Source organism: Magnetococcales bacterium (assembly GCA_015228935.1).
Classification (GTDB): Bacteria; Pseudomonadota; Magnetococcia; order Magnetococcales; family DC0425bin3; genus HA3dbin3.
The window spans coordinates 10,675-30,927 of the sequence record JADGCO010000038.1 but is presented as its reverse complement, the minus strand read 5'-3'; the positions used below and the strand labels follow the sequence as shown (position 1 = coordinate 30,927).

Here is a 20,253-nt window from a genome sequence, read left to right as displayed (position 1 = left end):
CTTCCCCATTAAAAAACGTTTGAAAAACTGGGATGGAGGTCCAGGAGGAAGGGCTGCGCCCTTCCTCCTGGCGGGGTTTGGGGCAGAGCCCCAACAAAGTCTTTTATATCAAGCCCTTTCATATCAAACCTTTTTTTGCAAGGCCACTGAACAGATACTCCAGAAATTCAATTTCCATAGCCAGGTCCCGGACCAGGATATCCCTGCGGACCAGGATACCCCTGCGGACCGGAACCCGGTCCCGGATACCCATCACGCAGGGGAGGGTAACCGTAATTGTCAGGTTTTTGGGCAGATCCGGGATTGCGATCCGGGGGCGGGCCGGGATCATAGCCTGGTCGGCCCGGATTCCATGGGCGATCATTGGAGCCGGGTCCCGGCATGCCTGCCCTGGCGCGTGAATTGTTGTATCCATATCCCGGTGGTGGGGCACTGCCATACGGCGGGTTGTTGCCATACGGCGGGGCATTGTTGCCTGGGGGACCATAACCGTTTCCAGGTGGCGGGCCGGATTGGGGAGCCTCACCATCAGGCGGAAAATCGGGTCCTTCCCCTGGTCCCGACCCATAGCCACCGGGAGGCTGGCCATATCCGGGCGGAGGTGGCTGATTGCCGTATCCCGATCCTGAAGGGTAGGGTTTTGCGCCATAGGGAGGTGGAGCCGGTGGCCGGGAACCCCAGCCGGGAGGCGGTGCTACACGTGGCCCGCCATAACCAGGTCCCCAGTTGCCACGGGGAGGGAAGTTGGACATGGATCCATTGGGTCCATTGGGTCCGTTATCCCAGTTGCCCGGTGATGAAGGACCTGACGTTTGGCCTGAATCTCCGGGTGACCAGGGCTGTTGGTCGGGACCTCCCTGTTTTGGATTGTCGCCAGACTGCCAATTGCCCTGTCGGTCGTAGGGATTGGGGTAACGGCCGGGACCATTGCCTGCCGGGGGAGGGGCACCATACGGGCCTCCCGGACCAGATGCGGATGGTTTGTCCAGGATGTCGGGCGGTGGGGAGTCCCAACGATAGGTGGATGTGGACGTACTGCCGGGATCATGTCCGGCATTGGCGGCTTGTCCGGGGCCAGACGGTGGTCCATCGTAAAAGGTTTTTGAGCCAGGTCCCGAGCCGGGATGCGCGGCAGGTGGCGGGGTGACCGGTGCGTTCGCGGAATTGCCAGGCATGGAGGTGGAAGCCGTGGGGGAGTGAAACGAAGAGTCCCCCTTCTTGGTCTCTGTCTGGCCTGACAAGGGGCCATTGTTGCCCTGGGGAAATCCCATGCGCTTGAAGTCGGGTTGCAAGGCGGGTGCAGAGGATGTGCCTGTCGGTTCGGACACCTTGGTGACAGGTATGGTCCAGGTGGACTCTTCGGCACCCCAGGCCGGTCCCTGGGATCCGGCAACAAGCAACAGGGTCCCCAGGCTCAGAAGGGAGCGGCGGGCCTGGTCACGAAAACGCGGAGACGCATGCATGGATCATCACTTTGTCGCAAAGGGTTTCAAGCGGATGCCGCGTCTTTTCATGGCGACATTGCTGACGGGTGTCTCTTCCGTGGTTTCCAGATGCACGGCATCGTTGGCAGCCGGTTTCTGGTCGGGTTGAATGATGGTTTTCGGGGTCGAGTTGGCAGGAGCAGGGATGCCGGGGGCGTTGATCCGCTCCAGGAAGGCTTTGGTCTTGGCCAGGCTTTTTTCCCGTTTTTTCTCTTCGATCCGCTTGAGAACCCGCTCTTCATGGAGGTCCTCGGCACTCGGAATCAGGGGTGACCCCGGGGGGGGAAGGGTGGAGGGATCCGGTTTGACGAAGGCTCCTTCGGCACTGATGCAGCCCAGAGGGATCACCAGGAGTGTCAGCAGGGTTGAAATCAGCACGCCGAAGAGCAGCGAGATGGCCATGCCCTGGAAGATGAAATCCGTGAGAATGACCGAGGAGCCTGCCACCAGGGCAAAGGCGGTGATCAGAATGGGCCGGGTACGGGCCTTGCAGGCCAGGATCACGGCATCGCGGATCGGGACTCCCTTGAGAATTTCCTGTTGGGAAAAGTCCACGAGCAGGATCGAATTGCGCACGATGATGCCGGCCAGGGCGATGAAACCGATCATCGAGGTGGCGGTAAATTTGGCGTTCATCAACCAGTGGCCCGGAATGATGCCGATCAGGGTCAGGGGAATGGGAGCCATGATGATCGCCGGCAGAATGAAATTGCCGAACTCCCACACCACGAGCATGTAAATCAGTATCAGGGCCGCGCCAAAGGCCAAGCCCATGTCCCGGAAGGTTTCATAGGTGACGGTCCATTCGCCGGTCCATTCAAAGGCCGAACGGGTGCTGGATTCCGGGGGACCCATGTAGTAGCCCGACATTTTGACGCCATCGGGGGTGGTATATTTGGCCAGCATCTCTTCCACTTCGAGCATGGCATAGATGGGGGCATCCAGGGCACCCTCCACCTCCCCGGTGACGAATTCGACGGGGCGCAGATCCTTGTGGAAGATGACCGGATCTTGTTGGTCTTTGACGAAGCGGCCCAACTCGCCAAGCGGTATTGAGTTGCCAGCCGGTGTGGTGATGGGCAGGTCGGTCAGGTTGGTGATCTGGGCGCGAATTTCCAGGGGAACCTGAATCATGATGTAGGTTGGTTCCAGGACCCGGGCACGTTTGACATCTCCCAGGCGGGCACCGCCCATGGCCATGGAAAGATTGCGGTTGATGGCATCCACCGAGACGCCCCGGCGCACGGCTTTCTCCGTATCCACTTCAAAGCGCCAGATTTCGAAGGGGGCCTGCATGTAGTTGTCCGAATCGACGATGTATTTGGACTTTTTGAAAAACTCGGTCATGCGGGTGGCCACGGCCTGCCGGGTGGCGGCATCCGGGCCGGTGATTTCGGCCACCACCGATTGCAGAACAGGGGGACCGGGAGGCATTTCCACCACTTCGATGTGGGCACCGGCCTCATCGGCCAGGGGGGTCAGCAGTTTTCGGGCGGCGATGGCGAGTTGATGGCTCGTGCGGGTTCTCTGGCTCTTGTGTTTGAGCTGGACCTGAATGTCTCCCTGCCAGGGTTCGCGCCGCAGATAGTAGTGTCGGACCATGCCGTTGAAGTTGAAGGGGGACGCCGTACCAGCATAGGTTTGCAGGGCGATGATTTCCGGAATTTCCTTGCGCAGGAGTTCGGTCATGCGCTGCACCAGGTTGGCCGTTTTGGGCAGGGCGGTTCCTTCGTTCATGTTGACGACGACATTGAACTCGGGCTTGTTGTCGAGGGGCATGATTTTGACGGTCACATGCTGGGTATAGAACATCAGGGTACACAGGAAAAAGATGCCGATCATGCCGAAGAGAAAACCGTACCCCTTCACCTTGGAATCCACCAGGGCCGGAATGATTGTGCGGTAGAACCGTTCCAGTCTCTGGGCCTGGGCGTGTTCCTTTTCCGAATGGATATGGAGGGTCTTCATGCTGGGCTTGATCAACTGGGTCAGCCAGGGAGTGAAGACGAAAGCGGCCAGCAGGGAAAAGAGCATGGCGACCGAACCCAGGGCCGGGATGGGTTCCATGTAGGGTCCCATCATGCCCCGGACAAAGCCCATCGGCAGCAGGGCGGCGATGACGGTAAAGGTGGCCAGAATGGTCGGGTTGCCGACCTCGCGGACCGCATCCACCGAGACGACGCTGCAACAGGTGTCTTCCAGGAGCCAGCGTCGGTAAATGTTTTCCACGACGACGATGGCATCGTCCACCAGAATGCCGATGGAAAAGATCAGGGCAAAGAGGCTCACCCGGTCGATGGTGTATTTCATGATCCAGGCGGCGAACACCGTCATCACGATCACCACCGGAATGACGATCAGGGTGACCATGGCGGGACGGAAGCCCAGCGAGTACCACACCAGGACCGTCACGGCCAGGGTGGCGACGCAGAGTTTGAAGAGGAGTTCGTTGACTTTTTCGTTGGCGGTTTCGCCGTAGTTGCGGGTGACGGCGACATGGACATTGGTAGGAATGAGGCGACCTTTGAGTTCTTCGACCTTGGCGAGAATATCCTTGGCCACGGTGACGCCATTGGCCCCTTTTTTCTTGGCGATGGCGATGGTGACTGCCGCAGCGCCGTCGGCCTTGACGTTTTTATCCTGGTAGGCCGGGCCGGTATAGTATTGGACGATCTGTTTGGTCTCTTCCGGGCCGGAAATGACCCGGGCCACGTCGCCCACATAGACCGGGACTCCCTGATGGGTGCCCACCACGAGCCGCCGGATATCCTGGGCGTTACGCAGGAAGGCACCGGTATAAACCTTGAAACCCACATCCCCGGACTCCACATCGCCGACACCCTGTTCGGCATTGGCGGTCTGGATGGTCTGGGCAATCTGGTCCAGGCTGATGCGGAACCCGGACAGCCGTTCCGGCATCACTTCGACGCGGATCTGCTCCGAGCGTCCGCCCACCACGAACCCCTGACTCGTATCCGCCACCTCCTTGATGCGTTGCAAGACATCCATGGAGAGGACACGCAGTTCCGAGTCGTTCAAATCCTGTGACCACAGGGTCAGGGTGAGCATGGGCACGTCATCGACGGCCATGGGTTTGATCATGGGGTCTGTCACCCCCGGGGGGACCTTGTCCATGTTGGACATGATCTTGTCCCGCAATTTGACGATGGAGGCCTCCAGATTTTGTCCGACATGAAACTCCACGGTCACCATCGCTTCGCCGTGCGAGGTCCCAGAGTAGACATGCTTGACCCCGTGAATTTCGCTCATGATCCGTTCCAGGGGATCGGTCACCAGGGTGGCCACCTGTTGCGAGGAGGCTCCCGGGTAGCGGACAAAAATGTCCACCATGGGCACGGAAATCTGGGGATCTTCCTGGCGCGGGGTGAGGATGAGTCCCAGGATGCCCATGGCCAGACAGGCGAACAGAAAGAGCGGCGAAAGTGGCGAGTGGATGAACGCCTTGGCCATCATTCCCGCGATTCCCAGACCATGGTGGGGCGAGAATTGGGCCAGATCATTGGCGGCCTTGTCGCTGGCGGCCTTGTCGCTGGCGGCCTTGATGCTGGCAGCCTTGATGCTGGCAGCTTTCTTGTCGCTGGCGGCATCAGTGCAGACAGCGTCACCTCCCGGCTGTTCTTCAGGAGGTATCGGGGTCTCTTTGCGGTCGTCGGAGGAGTCACTCATGGGGCGAAAGAATCCGATCAGGGTTTGACCTGTCCCGCCTGGTGGCGGGGCAGGCGTGACGGTTATTGTGCCGACGGGGTTTTGGACCCGTCATCCGGCATGGGATTCAGGCCTGAGGCCATGGTGTTGGTGGGGGCGGCCAGAATGCGTTCCCCGCTTTGCAGACCCGAGAGGACGCTGATGGTTTTGTCATCCACGAATCCCCCCATGCGCACCATGCGGAGTTCGGCCTCATTCTTCTGGTTGACGACCAGGACCCCGGGCAGGCTGCCGCGCCATAAAACGGCGGTTTTGGGGATGACCGGCAGATTGGCATTGGGGGTGGTGACATCCGGAATGATCACTTCGGCATACATGCCGGGGCCGCCGGGGGCATTTTTGGGCAGGTCCAGTTTGACGGTGACGGTATGGCGTTGCGGGTCGGCCATGGGGTAGACCTGGGAGACCCGGGTTTCGATGCGTGTATCACCCACGTCGAGTTTGGCGGCGATCAGCATGTTTTTCCGGATGCCGGGCATGAGCCGGGCGGGCACATCGATCTTGATCTGGAGATTGACCGTATCGGCAAAGGTCAGGAGGGGCATGCCGGGTTGCACGGTATCCCCCACCTCCACGGACTTGCGCACGATCACCCCGTCGAAAGGGGCACGGGAGAGGGCGTCGCGCAGATGGGCATCGATCTCTTCCAACTGGGCCTTGGCCTGGTACCATTGGCTGCGGGCCTGGTCGATCTGGGTGCCCTGCGCATAGATCTGGCTGCGGCGGGTCAGTTCCGAGCCGCCGCCGCCCATGGTGTTGTCCATGGGTTTGGTGATCATGCGGTCCATCATCTTGCCCATGCCCATGCCCATCTGGTCGGCATAATCCGGGCCGGCGTAGACCTGGCGGCTGTATTGGACCCGGGCATTGCGCCAGGCGGATTGGGCATTGGACATGCCGGCCAGGACGGCACGGCGTTTGGCTTGCAGATCGGCATCATCCAGGGCTACAAGGGTGTCGCCTTTCTTGACCCAGTCCCCTTCCACACCGGCAATGAAGTTGACCCGTCCGGGCATTTGCGCCGAAAACGAGACCTCTTTCAGGGGGACGACGGTTCCCCCCAGCGTGGTGGTGGTACCGACGGTGCCGGTTTCCACCGTCACCACCGCCTGGTTGCCCACCGGGATACCGGCGGCAGACGCCGGCACCGCCGGCACGAGCCACGCGGTCAGGACCAGCGGCACCAGCGCCACGGTTGGTTGCCTTGTTGACTTCATGGAAATCCGCTCCCCTCAAACCCGACCCATGACGGAAAAACTCTTGATGAAGGGGCCGGCCATCCGGGGATCCTTGATCATCGAGCCATAATCGCCAACCTTGAACTTCAGCTTGCGGGTGGTATAGGCCATGCCCAGACCCATCATGCCCAGTTCCTTCTGGATCCATTTTTCCCAGTTTTCCTTCGAGGCACGCAGGTCCCAGTTCAGGGCTTCGCCGTTATACGCACCGGCCTTGACGGCTTTTCCCTTCTGGATATCCAGGACACCACGCGGGTTGTCTTCGCCGTCGAAACCGTAGGCGATAACGGAGTTGAAGTCAATCTTCTCCAGGGCACCTGACAGGTCGGGTTCCTTGTTCCACTCTTCCTGGAAACGTTTCATCCATGCATCGGAAAACAGATCAGCCATGTTCAGATCTCCCCAACGTGGTTTGTGTGAGTTTGCCCATGGGCCATGCGGCCAGGGCGTACAAATATTCATTGTGGCCAGGCGTGTGACCGTCGGGCCGATCCTTGTCTGATCCCCCGGGCGAGCGGACATGACACACCATTGCTGATGCGTAGTCTAGCGAATACTTTTTCACGATGCCACTCCTGGTGATGGGTTTTCGACACAGAATTGGATTGTTTTGTTCTAAACGGTGGCCTCGCGATGATCCGGGTGTGCCTCATATTGGCAAATAATTATATTAGCATAATCTAAAATACTCGGATCGGCAAGAAAATTATGGACTGATTTGAGCTGTTCCGTATGAGGGGCGTTGGGATGTCGGGGAGAGGTGTGGCAGGCGAAATTTGCCGTTGTGATAATTGGTATGTTTTTTGCAGATTTTTTCGTGTGGTTTTTGAGTGATTGATCGGTGAGTGTCAGTTCTCATTCCGAAAGATTTCTACAGCCGACAGACATGTCGTTCGTGATGGGTCTTCAGGGCGATGCAGGGCGGGTTCCATGCGGTTGGGAGCAAACAAGGTCAGGATCAAAGATCGGGGACAATGGTTCGACGTGGTGTTGGGGCTGGGTCTGGTCGTCATGGCTGCCGGCGGTTGGGCCGAGGAGCCGCTGCCGGCACCGGCATCTGTCATACCGTCACCTGAGACTGTGACTGTTCCGGGTGGAGATGCCAGTCAAACTCCATTTCCCCGCACCCCCTATTTGTTGCGGCATGATCAATCCTCCTTTGTTCTGGAGGTCGTTGGCGAAAAGGGGCAGCCGGTATTGCGCATTCACCCCTCCCAGCCCCAGGAAGCCACCATCTCGCCGATACCCATGGAGGAGTCCCTGGATATCATCGACCCGAAAGTGTTGCCCTGGGGTGGCAAGCCGGCAGCGGTTGGCGGTTCGTCGCCGCCCACGCCGCCGCAGCCTGCTGTTGCCGCACAGAATCGCCGCCGCCCTGCCACGCCCAGGCCGCATCCAAAACCACGCCGTCTGCCTGATGCTGTTGTTGAGGGATTACAGGTTTCCGGGGGATCCCAGGCATCCGGGGGATCCGGGGCTTTTCAGGCATCCGGGGTTTCCCAGGCATCCGGGGTTTCTCAGGCATCCGGGGGGTCTGGAGCCTCCCAGGCATCCGGGGGATCCGGGGTCTCCCAGGCTTCCCAGGCTTCCCAGGCATCGGCCTCCAAGGCCTCCAAGGCCTCCAAGGCTTCCGAAGAGTCGGATGATGCCGATGATACGGAGGATGCCGAGGACTCTGAAGCTTCCGAGGATTCCGACATGCCCGAGGCTTATGATTCTTCCCAATCGGTGGGTCAGGCCCGTGTGCCGCCGGGAAGTGCAAGGCAGTCACCCGCGTTGCCGCCATCCCAGGTCTCACCCGCCGAACGTGCCGAGAGTGCCTCTGTGCCAATTTCCGGGGAGAAGCCAACGGTATCCCTGGAAAAAAAGCCTCCAGGAATCCCAAAAGAACACGCCTCTGCCCCGCAGAAAGGGGCAACGGTGCGGAAAGGTTCTCCCAGGCATGCCCAGGCATCCTCTGATCGGGAAACCTCTGTGGGCGAGGGGTATTCCTCCTCCAGCAAGGATGGCTTGCCATCCTGGATGGTTTCCCTCTCCCCCCCTGGCAGGCCGGATGCCGACGCCGTGGGCAAAAAACCGACTCCCCACAAGAAAGAGTCCCGGCAGGAGTCTGAATCCTTGCTGCCTCCCCCCGGACCCGAATTCGATGCCCTGACCAAGGTTCAGAATATCGAAACCCTGCAACAACAAATTTCCACGGTGGGGGTGATGCCGGAGACCGGGGAGGGAAAAGATCCCCTGGAGGCCATGGATGTCAATGTACCGGACGGCTGGTGGTCGCGGGCCATGCCCCGCCTTCTTTCCGCAGCGGACCGACGGGGTGCCGGGACCAATCTGAACCTCAATTTTGTCGGCGGAACGGACAAGAGCTTTTCCACCGCCACCTCAGCCGGAGGCACGGGTGGCAACGGCATCTCCCAGAAAGTGGGGTTTGAATTTTCTGTTCCCTTGTTCGACAACAGCAAGCGCAACAAGGATCATGATGACCGGATGTCTTTTGTGCAGAAAGGCACATCCCTGATCCGGGAGGCCCAGGAGCTGGCCTACATGATTGCCCTGCAAAAAATGAAGATCAGGTTTTTGCACAAAAATACGGAATTGAATCAAGGCACCACGACCGGTCTCAAATCCTACAATCGCTGGATCGCCGAAAAAACCCAATTGGTCAAGTACGAACAAAGGGCCTGGGAAGTGGAAATTGTCTTCAATCAGCTTGTGGAGATGAATTGATACCGGGTTGCCAGGCCGAATCCATTCATCCGGCCAGTTCAACCCGGCGCCTGGACGTCAGGCTCCGAAGCTCTCTGGACAGAAAATTCTTTTCCCTCCTTTCCCGCAACAGTCGATCGCAAGCAAAAATAATTTTATTGTTGTGTTTTTTTCAACGCTTCCTGTCCAGCATGTATTGCAGATTGCTTTGGGATTCCGGGTGGTTCTGGTTGGCACCCAACTGGAACCAGCGCAGGGCTTCCGCGTCGTTCTGGGGGACGCCGATACCCTGGAGGTGGAGCATGCCCAGATTGTTCTGGGCTTCGGGGTTGTTTTGCTGGGCCGCTTTTTCCAGCCAGTAGCGGGCTTGCCGGGGATCCCTGGCCACCCCCACGCCATGCAGATATTTGCTGCCCAGTTGAAACTGGGCCAGGGCATGCTCCTGGGTGGCGGCCTTGCGGAACCAGTCGATCACCTCGGTCCATGCCGCTTCCTGCTGACCGGCCCGGGTCGCCAGATGCAGGGCCAGGTTGTACTGGGCCTGGGCCAGACCTCTTGTGGCGGCCTTGCGCAACCAGGTCAGTGCCAGTTCGGGATTGTGAAAAGGTCCTTTGTCATCCAGCAGGAGTTCTCCCAGATTGTTCTGGGCCTGCACATTGCCGGCGCTGGCGGCCTTTTCCAACCAGTAACGGGCTTTGGTGAGGTTGGGTTGGTCGCCGGCGCCCTTGTAGTAGAGAATGCCCAGATTGTTCTGGGCTTCGGGATCTCCCTGCCGGGCGGCGGCTCCGTACCAGTGGGCTGCCTGGCGCATATCCCTGGCGACGCCCTGGCCATCTTCATACATCAAACCCAGATTTTTTTGGGCGGTTGTGGAGCCCCGCTGGGCGGCTTTTTCAAAAAATGCCACGGCCTGTTGTGGATCGGCCTGGGTACCGACACCTTTCTTGTAGATGACGCCCAGATTGTTCAAGGCGTTGAGATCGCCATTGTTGCCTGCCTGGCGAAACCAGTGGATCCCCTGGGCAATGTCCACGCTGACCCCCTTGCCCAGAAAATACATCAAACCGAGCTGGAATTGGGCCTGGGCATGCTCCTGTTGGGCAGCGATCAGAAAGCAGGTATGGGCCTTGTTCATATCGGTGGGGATTCCATCGCCAAGCAGATACATGCTGCCGAGGTTATAGGCAGCGGCGGCGTGCTTTTGATCGGTGGCCTTTTGCAACCAGATGCGGGCATTTTCCGGCTCCTGTACCCCGTTGATACCCCTGCGGTAGAGAATACCCAGATTGTATTGGGCATCGACATGACCGGCCCGGGCCGCCTTGAGATACCACTGCACGGCCAGTTTATCGTCGCGGGGCACCAGGCGTCCTTCGGCGTAGGCGGATCCCAGGTGAAACGGGGCATCCACCGATCCGCCTTCGGCAGCGGCGAGATACCACCCCATGGCCTGGATTTCAGGCATGCCACTATCCACGCCCGGAATGTGGCCGGCATCGTACAAACGCCCCAAGGCCAATGCGGCCTTGGCATGGCCCTGTTTGGCCGATTTTTCAAACCATTGCCGGGCTGCCAGGTAATCGGTCCTGCTGCCGAGGCCCTCTGCCCAGATACGTCCCAACAAATACTGACTTTCCGGATCGCCCTGGACGGCATCCTGTTCCAACTGTCGCAGGATTTGCGAATTGTCGGCAGCAGAGGGGGGACCGGCTGATGCGCTTTGGGACTGGATTGGCACGCTGCCGGCAGCGGACGGGGGTTCGGCGGGCGCATCGTGTGGCAGGCAACCCAATCCCAGGATGACCGCGATGATTTTGTCCCATGTCACGGGTCCGTCTGCCGATGGGGGATATCGACGCAAGGCAGACGGGCTGCGCTGGTTCATGCCGGGTCATTCCATGTTCGCGGCCTGTCTTTTCATAAGATTGTTATGAAAAATCAGACTGTATTGATAAAGATCGGCATGGCTGACCGCAGTAAAACCGGCGCGCACGATCATGCGGATCACAGGGTGGATACGAATGAAAATTTCTTCCAATTGAATCAGGGAGTAGCGTTGCAGAAACTCCAGGGCGCACAACAGGGCGGCCTTGTTGGTCAGCCCGTGTTGTCCGGGAGGGGGTTGCAGGATCCACTGGTTGATCAGGCCATCCCGGGTCATGTATTCCTGGGGAACGTTGACCAGGACCCGCATCAATTCGATGGCCCCCGGCATGAGCGTGTTGGCCTGGCTCAGACACCGCTCGCACAGGGTGGCGACGCTGCCCGGATACTGGCTTTGCAGGGGTTTGCATTTGTCCAGCAGAAACAATCCATTTTCCCTGAACATCTGGAGATAGCTTTGCAGGGAAATCCGGGTTCTCTGGATGAAGGTACCGGCCTGGACCAGTGCCAGGGGCAAGCCGCCCAGTTCATGGGTCAGGGCCAGGGCGGACTCCATGTCCGCAGAGCGGGTCAGCGCCAACAAAAAGCGGGATCCCTCGGCGAGGCTCAGGGGATTGACCTCCAGAAGATCGGCCACACCCTCCCAGGTGGTGCAACGCGAGGTGATGATCACCGGATATTGGGGCGGATGCCGGAACAGGTGCGACAGCATGTTGGGGTCGTCCACCTCATCCAACACCAGGAGGCCATTGTGGATGGCATCCGCATGCGTCAGGATGAGCGGAATTTTTTCTGCATAGGGAATGTCGCCGGGAATTTCGATGGTGGGGTGCGGCTCTGTTTCGGCATTTTTGGGCAAGGCCATATAGTTGCATTCGGGGTTGCACCAGACCAGGGTGCGGGAATGGGTGGTACGGCGAAAATATTCCGCCACAATCTGCGTCTTTCCCACTCCCCCCATGCCGGTCAGCACGATGGGGCGCCGGTAAACGGCGTTTTCCGCGATCAATTTTTGCAACCGGGCCATTTCCTGCTGCCGGTTCCAGAAAAGAGGAATTTCCGGCATGGGCAGTTGGCAATTTCGCCTGGCCCGACTTTCAACAGAGAGTGTGTCTGGCGTTTCGACCTGTGCATATTTTCTGTTTTTTTTGTTTTCGGATTGCGGGTCAGGTCTCCTTGGCAATTCGGGGGGAAGATCCCAGACGGGGAGAGGCTCGTTGGCCATGCACGTTTCCTGGAATGTGGATTCTTTTAATTCATTCTCTTCCCTGACTTGAATATCGTGCAATTTTTTTTCCCAGCGGGAGTTGCGATCCTGGACAATCCACTGGGGAAATCCACGTGGCAAAAGCCAGTGCCGGGGATTGAAACTCCGGCGGGAACCTGCCGGAGAGGAGGGTTTCTCTGTTGCATCCCTGGCAGTGTCGTCGTTGTCGTCATCACGATCATCCTGGCCCCGGAGAAATTCCCAGGTTTGCTGCATGAAGCCGAGAATCCGCAGCCGCAAAGCCCAGGCCATACTGCCCAGCAGCAGACCCAGCACCAGGTCTTGCAATCTGGAGGGGGTTGTTGGCTCAGATATTTCGATGTCTTCTTCACTTTTTGTCTGTGGCTGGGCGGTCTGGGTTACCTGGAGAGTCCGGGTCGGCGAGGCAGGAACAGTTTGCTTTTGAGCGACCTTCTTTTTGGCATGATCCGGATGTTCTGGAGAGGGGTGACCCTGATTCGACATGTTGTTCTTGAATAACGGCACCGGCAGAGAGGCAGGTTGAGGTGCCGGCAAGGTTTCGGTAAACAGGACGGGTTCCGGAGTGCTTGCTTCCGAATCCAGATCTGTTCCTTTTCCTGGTCTAATTTCTGATCCTGAACCTGGTCTTGTTCCCGATTCTGATCCTGAACCCGGTCTTGTTCCCGATTCTGATCCTGAACCTGGTCTTGTTCTCGATTCTGATCCTGAACCTGTTCCTGTTCCTGTACCTGGTTCGGATCCCGGGTCTGGTTCCGGTTCCAGCTTGAAGGTTGATTTTGGCCTGACAGAAGTATCGGAGGCGATATTGGGTGGTACGGTTACTTCGTGGCCAAGTTTCTTGAATGCCTTGTTGAACTCTGGATCTTTCATCAGGATTTCCACGCCGATTTCCCGGGACCAGACCGGCACAGGAGGTGGACTGCCGCCCGGATCGTTTCGCCCGGATGGTGCAGGTTCCTCGCTCTGGGTGGTGACGTGGGATGTCTGCGGATTTTCGTCAGGGGAGGGTGGCAACCGCCGGGGCTTGGGTTGTGCCATCGGATAGGCCACAGGCCAGATTCTGGTCAAGGAGGCCTCGTTCAACCTTTGTTCCAGATGAACCGGCCTCTGGAGCCTGGGGTGATCCTGGGGTGAACCGGGAGTGTCTGGAGAATCCTGGCTTGTGGTTGTGGGAAGCGAGCTGGATTCCGGCATTCCGGACTGGGCGTAGAGAAGGGTTGACCACCCTGTTGCCACGCTGGCCAGGATTACAATCGCAATGACTTGACGGATCCACCTTTCAGACCAGTACATCGTCGCCCCCACCCCCATGGGGAAAGAGTCATGATGATGGTGTCAAGCAAAATTCACGCCATTATTAAACTGATCAAGCTTCCGTGGCTCGATCAATTTCTCGACCAATCTGAGGAATCTGATTTCGAACCATATCTTGATTTGAGTCAAGTCCGGCCAAAAAAGTTCCTTCCCTGCAATATAAATTTCATGGCATGCACTGGTTGCCTGGATGGACGGTTCTACTCTACAGGGATATTTATGTGGACTCGGGCAGCCTGTGATGCTATTCGTTCTTGCAAGGCGAAACTGAACGCAGATTCCAAATCCGTCGGGAGATTGCCATGCAATGGCTGAATGATATGCGCTTGCGCAACAAATTTTTGATCATGTTGACTTTGCCCCTGCTGGGCCTGCTCTGGTTTGGTGGTGTGGCCGTGTGGGACAAAATGCAACTTGCCGGGCGCATGGCGGCGATGGAGTCCTTGACGGGTCTGGCCGTGCGCATCAGCGCGGTGGTCCACGAAGCCCAGAAAGAACGGGGCATGTCGGCGGGCTTTCTGGGGAGCAAGGGGGAAAAATTCAAGACCGATCTGCCCCGCCAACGGACAGAGAGTACCGACAAGGCGGTGGGTCTTCTCCGGGAGTCTGCCAAAAGTTTTGATGCCACGCCCTTTGGCAGTGGTTTTGCCGGACGACTGCGTGATGCCCTGCACAAACTGGGTGGGATCGATCCTGTCCGGAAACAGGTGGATGCCCTGTCAATCCCGGGTCCGGAAGCTATTGGTTTTTATACCGGCATGATTGCGACATTGCTGGAGACAGTGGCAGAACTGCCCAATCTGGCTGCGGATGTGGCCATGGCCAGTCAATCCACGGCGTATGTCAATCTCTTGCTGGCCAAAGAGCGGGCCGGGCAGGAGCGGGCCGTGCTTTCCAACACTTTTGCCGGAAATCGATTTGCTCCGGGCATGTTGCGGCAATTTGGCAAACTGGTGGGCGAGCAGGAGAGCTATCTGCATGTGTTTCGTACCATGGCCAATGCCGGGCAAACGGCTTTTTTCAGGGAAAAATTGTCGGGCAAGCCGGTGGAAGAGGTGGAGTCCCTGCGGCAGACGGCCTTTGACAAGTCCGGGGGAGGTGAGTTCGGAGTTGATTCCGGGGTCTGGTTTGCGGCCAGCACGACCCGAATCAATCTATTGAAAGATATCGAAGACCGGTTGGCGGCTGATTTGTTGGACCAGGCGACCCGGTTGCAGACCACGGCCAAGGTGGATTTTTCCATTTATCTTGTGATTGTTCTCGGCACGATTCTGATGGCTGGTGGCTTGGGAATTTTTTTCACCCGGCAAATTCTGAAGATGATTGGTTGTGAACCTGCCGAGTTGATGCGGGTGACGGATCATGTGGCTGAAGGCAATCTGGCCGTGACGTTCGGGCGTATCTGTCCGACAGACAGAGGGGTTTATGTCGGTCTTTACCGCATGGTGCAGCAATTGAAAGAGATCGTGGGAAGTATCCAGGAGGTTTCCCGGGAGGTGGTCACGGGCAGCAGCACGGTGAGTGAAAGTGCCGTGCAACTCTCCGAGGGGGCGACATCCCAGGCGGCCAGCATTGAGGAGACCTCCGCCGCCATGGAACAAATGACATCCAATATTGCCCAAAACACCGACAATGCCGGCATGACCGGCAAAATGGCCCAGAAGGCGGCCAGGGATGCCCAGGAGGGGGGTGCGGCGGTGACCCATGCGGTGACGGCCATGACAGAGATTGCCGGCAAGATTGGCATCATCGAGGATATTGCCCGGCAGACCAATCTGCTGGCCCTCAATGCCGCCATCGAGGCGGCCCGGGCCGGCGAGCATGGCAAAGGGTTTGCCGTGGTGGCCGCCGAGGTGCGCAAACTGGCCGAGCGGAGTCAATTGGCCGCCGGCGAGATCAAGGAACTCTCCTCATCCACGGTGACGGTGGCGGAACGGGCCGGGCAGCTTCTGGGTCATCTGGTACCGGATATCCAGCGGACAGCCGAACTGGTCCAGGAGATCACCACCGGCTCGGAAGAACAAAATCAGGGGGCGCAACAGGTCAACCAGGCGATTCAACAGTTGGATCAGGTGATTCAACAAAATGCCGGGGCCTCGGCGGAGATGTCGAATACGGCCAGGGAACTGGCCGAACAAGCGCAAAAGCTCCAGGAGACCGTGGCTTTCTTCCGGTTGGGCTGAAAAAATGGATAAAAAATACGAAAATGCACCCAAGGCTTGTTGAATCAAGGGGAGCGGCATAACAAGGGGAGCGGCATAAATGGATGCGACATCGGACAAAAGCCCACAGTGTGTGACCAGGCAGGAACAAAATGGGGTCGTAATGCTCCCCGTGGACCTGCGGTACGACATCCAACAACCAACCAGGCCATTTTTTTTAATGGAACACCTGTTGGTCTCATACGGTCGCGTGGAGGATTTGGAAGAGAGGATTGGGCCACGGCATCCGCAAACCAAAGATCGAGCCGTGGTTTTGGATTGATGTATCTGCTGGATACCAATGTGCTTTCCGAGTTGCGTCGGCCACGTCCCAGTCCCAACGTCCTTGCCTGGATCAAAACGGTCGATGTGTCACATCTCCATATCAGTGCCATCACCGTTGGTGAGATTCAAAAGGGCATTGAATCCATTCGTTCCCGGGATCCAGAGAAAGCCAACGAGCTGGACCTGTGGCTCTCGCAGGTCATACGGTATTCTCCATTGTTGGCTTTTGACGTAGACGCTGGACTTCTTTGGGGCAAACTGGTGCATTCTCATCCGAATCATAACGTGGAAGACCTGATGATTGCCGCCATCGCCTGGCAACATGGCTTGATCGTGGTCACCAGAAACACAAAAGATTTCCTTATTCCCGAAATACAATCCTTCAATCCTTTTGATTTTCCTGTCTGAAACAGGAAAACTCCTCTTCCATGTCGGCCAGGGTAAAAAATATCCGGTGTGTGACCCGGGGCAAATTCCACCAGGAGATCCACATCACTCTCCGGACGGTCAGTTTTCCAATAAAATGCGAACTTGACCAATCAGAATGGGTAATTTCGTTGTTACGGTTTTCCAGACAATTTCCAAATCAACGTCAAAATAGCCATGCGCCAATCGGTTGCGCATGGCGATTATGTTCTTCCATGGAATGTGGGGTGACCGGCTGCGCAACTCCTGCGACACTTCTCCAGCAGCTTCTCCGATCACTTCAATGCAATGGAGTATGGCAAATTGACGCATCCGGTCGGATTCAAGGTCACCCAAAGAGTGTCCTTCCGTGAATTGACAGGTGTCAAGGGCTGCATCCAGCATGTGTTGCAAACGGATTTGGTCTTCATGCCGCATACTGCACCTGTGCTGATGCCACAACTTCAGCACGGAAATAATGGCTCAGGTCGCGGGGGGTACGCATATCCACCCGGCGACCATGCAGCAAACAGGAAAACTCCTCTTCCATGTCGGCCAGGGTAAAAAAATCCGGTGTGTGACCCGGTGCAAATTCCACCAGGAGATCCACATCACTCTCTGGACGGTCCGTTCCACGCAGCACGGAACCGAACAGGGAGAGACGCAGAATGTGGTGCCGTTGACAAAACCTGGCCAGGTCGGAATCCGGAAGTTGCAGACCTTGTGGCATGTTGTCGGCCCTTGTTTATCCCCGGAAAATCGGGCGCAGGGAGAGCCGTTGTGGCAGGGAGAGCGGGGCCGTCACCTTGCCAACCATGCGTTCCCGGATGAAGGCATTCAAGTCATCCACGGAGAAGGTGCGGTTGCTCTTGTCTTCCCGGACCCGGATCGGCAACTGCCCGGAATCCATTTCATCACGACCCACCACGACGATCAACGGGACCCACTCTTTTTCGGCGGCACGGATGCGGCGATTCAGGGATTCGCCCCGCTCATCGACATCGACCCGGGCGGCAATCCGCGAGGCCAGTTCCAGGCAAAAATCGGTGTGTTCCTCGGGTTTGATGGGGATCAGGCGGACCTGGGTCGGGGCGAGCCAGAACGGAAAGCTGCCGCGTGACCCCTTGGTCATGCCGATGGCCTGTTGTTCCAGGATGGCGTAGAGGTTGCGGTCGATGGAACCCGACAGGGAGGTGTGCAGCATGAGCGGCGTATGGTCCTGACCATCCGGGCCGACGAAGGTGATGCCGAAATCCTTGGGGTTTTCCACATCGATCTGCACCGTGGAGAGGGCCGATGATTTGCCCTGGCTGTCCACGACGTTGATTTCAAACTTGGTGACGAAATAAAAATAGCGCCGCTCCCAAAGTTCCAACAGGATTGGCCGCCCGGCCTTGCGGGCCACCTGTACCGCATAATCCCGGTTGGCATGGTAAAAATCAGCCACGGCCCGCAGCCCGATTTCGCTTTGATAGTGAAGATCCGCCGCCCAGGTCAGGGAGAGGTCCACGTGGGTCAAAAATTCGCCGACGGCCTGCTCGATGTCGCGACAGAGGGTATGCATGTCGGGCATGGTGAAGGCCCGCAGGCGTTTCAGGCCGGTCAGCTCGCCGCTTTGTTCGCGGCGGAAACTGTAGTGGGTCAGCTCGTAGAGCCGCAATGGCAAATGCCGATAGGAAATGTTCATGTCCCGCTTCATGAGATACTGCCCGAAGCAGGCGGCAAAACGCAGGAAGTAACTTCCCTTGTCGGATTGCAGTTGATACTGCCGGGCCGGAAACTTGTCGAGATATTTGGACAATGCCGGGTGGTTGCGATCATACATGATGGGGGTTTCGACCCGCATGGCACCCAGCTTGTGCAATTGTTCGGAGACCTGATCTTCCAGGAGTTTTTTGATCAGGTATCCCTTGGGATACCAGCGGAAGTTGCCGGCATCGGAACCGGGTTCGTAGTCCACGAGTTCGTGTTCCTGCATGAGGCGGATATGGGGCGGGGGTTCTTCGCTGAGGCGGGAACCGGCTGTTTCATAGCGGTAGAACTGTTCCAGACCCCGATGCTGGGCATAGTTGAAGGATTCGGCGGGAAACTCTTCGCCTGCCGGGGTGAGGATGATCCAGGTACTTTTTTTGCGGGATTCATTTTTGAGGGCCGAGGATTCGGCGGGACCACTGCCGGCCCCTGGTTCCAGGGAGCGGACCGCTTCCGAAAGGGGGTGTCCCTTGACCTGGATGTCGAACCCCTTGTACCAGCCGAACGGGGCACGTCCCACCTCGCTGAATGCCGGATCCTGGCGGCAGAGGGTGGTGAGTCCATCCAGCACCGCGACGGCGGCCCGGGGGGATTCGAGGTTGCCGGAGAGGTGGGCGTAGGGATAGAGCATGAGGCGTGTTTCGCGAATCTGGGCGCATTGGTCGCGAATGACCACCAGGGCCTTTTGCGCCATGGCACCGGGATCCTCTCCATCCCCCTTTTCCACAGCGATCATGCAAACGAGAACCTGCTCCATGGCTCCGGTGCGGTCGCTCTCCGCCAGGGGTTCCAGCCCCTTGCTGATGGCGGTTTCGCCCGTGACATGGAAACGGAAATGATCGGCGTGCAGCAGCAGTATTTTCATGGGGTGACAGATCCGGTCAGTTGTTTTTGCAGTTCATGCGGGAGATCAGGACAGGAAAGGATTCCACGGCGACGATGTCATCGTAACCGTTGGCAAGATCGGTGCTGGTCTGTTCTTCGGAGTATTGTTTCAGGATGCGGTCCGGGTTGTCGAAGCAATAGCTGTTGCCGGGATTGTTGCTGCCATCGAACTTGTTGCCGTCGTTGTTGGCATCCCGGGCTCCTGAAGTGGCCAATGCGAAGGGAACCTTCATGCCGGTTGTGCAATCGGAGTTGCTGTTGTTGCCAGCCCGATTGCCGGTCAGATTGGCCACGTGGATATCTGTTCCTGTGGCAAGGGTACTGGTGGCTGCCGTAACCAGCTTGGTGCAAAAATCGGTACGGCTGAGTTCTGTCCCATCGTCGCTGTTGTGGTCGGTGGCCAGGTCTGGCGTCCGGCCTCCGGTACCTGTGGCACTGCTGCGAATGTAGACGGCGTACCGGATGCGATTGCCCCAGGCATCCTTGTTGGTGGGCAGACCCAGGGTGGTGTAGGGGAGGTAACCGGTATCGTAGGGAGCGGTGAGGCCGGTGGCATTGGCATCACAGACATTGGCGGTGATGTTGCCAAGATCCTCCACACCATCGTTGACACTGTCGCTGCTGATGTCTGGACAGGGAAGCCGGTTGTTGGTCATGGCATACCCTTCGATGGCCTGCCGGATGCGCTCCATCTGGTCACGGGTCTGGGCGACCTTGCCGGTGAAGATCATGTCCGGTCCCATGGTCATGCCGATGGAGACGATCAGACCGACGACCACCAGCACGATGGACAATTCAAGCATGCTGAAGCCCGCAATCGAACGGGCTGGCTGGGACTTGGGCGGACATGGGGTGTTGTGCATGATCATTTGGCCGGTTTGGCGAGAGGGGTTTCGTGAGTGACGGGTGGATGTGCGTATTGGGTGGGAATGGGCCACACGCGCAGCATGCCCAGGAGAAGCCCCACGCCCAGGATGACAAAACCACCCAGCTTGATGGTCATGCGGAGTTCCAGTTCCTTCATGTCCTGTTTGAGTTCCCGTCTGAGTTCCTGGTTATCCCGTTTGAGTTCCTGTTTGACATCCTGGACCTCTCGCCTGACTTCCTGGACCTCTCGCCTA

Annotated in this window: 14 protein-coding genes; 3 read left to right on the top strand and 11 right to left on the bottom strand. The window is 58.0% G+C overall.

Annotated elements, in window-relative coordinates; all coding sequences use genetic code 11:
- Positions 1-167: 167 nt before the first annotated feature.
- The 4 genes from HQL65_10735 to HQL65_10720 form a co-directional block, all read right to left on the bottom strand.
- Entirely contained in the window at positions 168-1,463 is a 1,296-nt protein-coding gene (locus tag HQL65_10735) for a hypothetical protein (GenBank protein ID MBF0136707.1), read from the bottom strand.
- A gap of 6 nt (positions 1,464-1,469) precedes the next feature.
- A complete protein-coding gene (locus tag HQL65_10730) occupies positions 1,470-4,958 on the bottom strand; it encodes an efflux RND transporter permease subunit (protein MBF0136706.1) in 3,489 nt (1,162 codons plus the stop codon).
- Positions 4,959-5,233: 275 nt separating this feature from the next.
- On the bottom strand, positions 5,234-6,427 hold the full coding sequence (locus HQL65_10725) for an efflux RND transporter periplasmic adaptor subunit (GenBank protein MBF0136705.1): 1,194 nt from the start codon (positions 6,425-6,427) through the stop codon (positions 5,234-5,236).
- A gap of 15 nt (positions 6,428-6,442) precedes the next feature.
- Complete coding sequence (locus HQL65_10720) at positions 6,443-6,838, bottom strand: SCP-2 sterol transfer family protein (GenBank protein MBF0136704.1); 396 nt, start codon at positions 6,836-6,838, stop codon at positions 6,443-6,445.
- Positions 6,839-7,881: 1,043 nt separating this feature from the next.
- On the opposite strand from HQL65_10720, the gene HQL65_10715 reads away from it, so the two are divergent.
- Complete coding sequence (locus HQL65_10715) at positions 7,882-8,094, top strand: collagen-like protein (protein ID MBF0136703.1); 213 nt, start codon at positions 7,882-7,884, stop codon at positions 8,092-8,094.
- 1,235 nt (positions 8,095-9,329) lie between these two features.
- On the opposite strand, the gene HQL65_10710 is transcribed toward HQL65_10715, so the two are convergent.
- Together HQL65_10710 and HQL65_10705 are read right to left on the bottom strand one after the other, a co-directional pair.
- A complete protein-coding gene (locus HQL65_10710) occupies positions 9,330-11,042 on the bottom strand; it encodes a sel1 repeat family protein (GenBank protein ID MBF0136702.1) in 1,713 nt (570 codons plus the stop codon).
- 6 nt (positions 11,043-11,048) lie between these two features.
- A complete protein-coding gene (locus tag HQL65_10705) occupies positions 11,049-13,583 on the bottom strand; it encodes a hypothetical protein (GenBank protein ID MBF0136701.1) in 2,535 nt (844 codons plus the stop codon).
- Positions 13,584-13,906: 323 nt separating this feature from the next.
- Here HQL65_10705 and HQL65_10700 point away from each other — a divergent pair, with 323 nt between their 5' ends.
- Both HQL65_10700 and HQL65_10695 read left to right on the top strand, forming a co-directional pair.
- Positions 13,907-15,787: a methyl-accepting chemotaxis protein gene (locus HQL65_10700; GenBank protein MBF0136700.1), complete on the top strand. Its 1,881-nt coding sequence runs from the start codon at positions 13,907-13,909 to the stop codon at positions 15,785-15,787.
- 300 nt (positions 15,788-16,087) lie between these two features.
- Positions 16,088-16,498, top strand: a complete 411-nt coding sequence (locus HQL65_10695; GenBank protein MBF0136699.1) for a type II toxin-antitoxin system VapC family toxin — start codon at positions 16,088-16,090, stop codon at positions 16,496-16,498.
- Between the two features lie 99 nt (positions 16,499-16,597).
- Here HQL65_10695 and HQL65_10690 read toward each other — a convergent pair whose 3' ends face one another.
- From HQL65_10690 to HQL65_10670, 5 genes are all read right to left on the bottom strand, one after another.
- Complete coding sequence (locus tag HQL65_10690) at positions 16,598-16,933, bottom strand: DUF86 domain-containing protein (protein ID MBF0136698.1); 336 nt, start codon at positions 16,931-16,933, stop codon at positions 16,598-16,600.
- Entirely contained in the window at positions 16,923-17,225 is a 303-nt protein-coding gene (locus HQL65_10685) for a nucleotidyltransferase family protein (protein ID MBF0136697.1), read from the bottom strand. Before HQL65_10685 ends, HQL65_10690 begins: the two co-directional genes overlap by 11 nt.
- A gap of 15 nt (positions 17,226-17,240) precedes the next feature.
- The gene (locus HQL65_10680; protein MBF0136696.1) at positions 17,241-19,112 is read right to left on the bottom strand and encodes a threonine--tRNA ligase; all 1,872 of its coding nucleotides are present in this window, start codon (positions 19,110-19,112) and stop codon (positions 17,241-17,243) included.
- Positions 19,113-19,128: 16 nt separating this feature from the next.
- Complete coding sequence (locus tag HQL65_10675; GenBank protein MBF0136695.1) at positions 19,129-19,935, bottom strand: hypothetical protein; 807 nt, start codon at positions 19,933-19,935, stop codon at positions 19,129-19,131.
- Positions 19,936-19,997: 62 nt separating this feature from the next.
- Positions 19,998-20,253, bottom strand: a 256-nt coding sequence (locus tag HQL65_10670; GenBank protein ID MBF0136694.1) for a hypothetical protein, incomplete at its 5' end; no start/stop codon positions are given.

Bases quoted from the DNA above. Each gene is read 5' to 3' on its own strand.
- HQL65_10735 (MBF0136707.1), bottom strand. From the start codon at position 1,463: ATGCATGCGTCTCCGCGTTTTCGTGACCAGGCCCGCCGCTCCCTTCTG.
- HQL65_10730 (MBF0136706.1), bottom strand. From the start codon at position 4,958: ATGATGGCCAAGGCGTTCATCCACTCGCCACTTTCGCCGCTCTTTCTG.
- HQL65_10725 (MBF0136705.1), bottom strand. From the start codon at position 6,427: ATGAAGTCAACAAGGCAACCAACCGTGGCGCTGGTGCCGCTGGTCCTG.
- HQL65_10720 (MBF0136704.1), bottom strand. From the start codon at position 6,838: ATGGCTGATCTGTTTTCCGATGCATGGATGAAACGTTTCCAGGAAGAG.
- HQL65_10710 (MBF0136702.1), bottom strand. From the start codon at position 11,042: ATGAACCAGCGCAGCCCGTCTGCCTTGCGTCGATATCCCCCATCGGCA.
- HQL65_10705 (MBF0136701.1), bottom strand. From the start codon at position 13,583: ATGTACTGGTCTGAAAGGTGGATCCGTCAAGTCATTGCGATTGTAATC.
- HQL65_10700 (MBF0136700.1), top strand. From the start codon at position 13,907: ATGCAATGGCTGAATGATATGCGCTTGCGCAACAAATTTTTGATCATG.
- HQL65_10695 (MBF0136699.1), top strand. From the start codon at position 16,088: ATGTATCTGCTGGATACCAATGTGCTTTCCGAGTTGCGTCGGCCACGT.
- HQL65_10690 (MBF0136698.1), bottom strand. From the start codon at position 16,933: ATGCGGCATGAAGACCAAATCCGTTTGCAACACATGCTGGATGCAGCC.
- HQL65_10685 (MBF0136697.1), bottom strand. From the start codon at position 17,225: ATGCCACAAGGTCTGCAACTTCCGGATTCCGACCTGGCCAGGTTTTGT.
- HQL65_10680 (MBF0136696.1), bottom strand. From the start codon at position 19,112: ATGAAAATACTGCTGCTGCACGCCGATCATTTCCGTTTCCATGTCACG.
- HQL65_10675 (MBF0136695.1), bottom strand. From the start codon at position 19,935: ATGCTTGAATTGTCCATCGTGCTGGTGGTCGTCGGTCTGATCGTCTCC.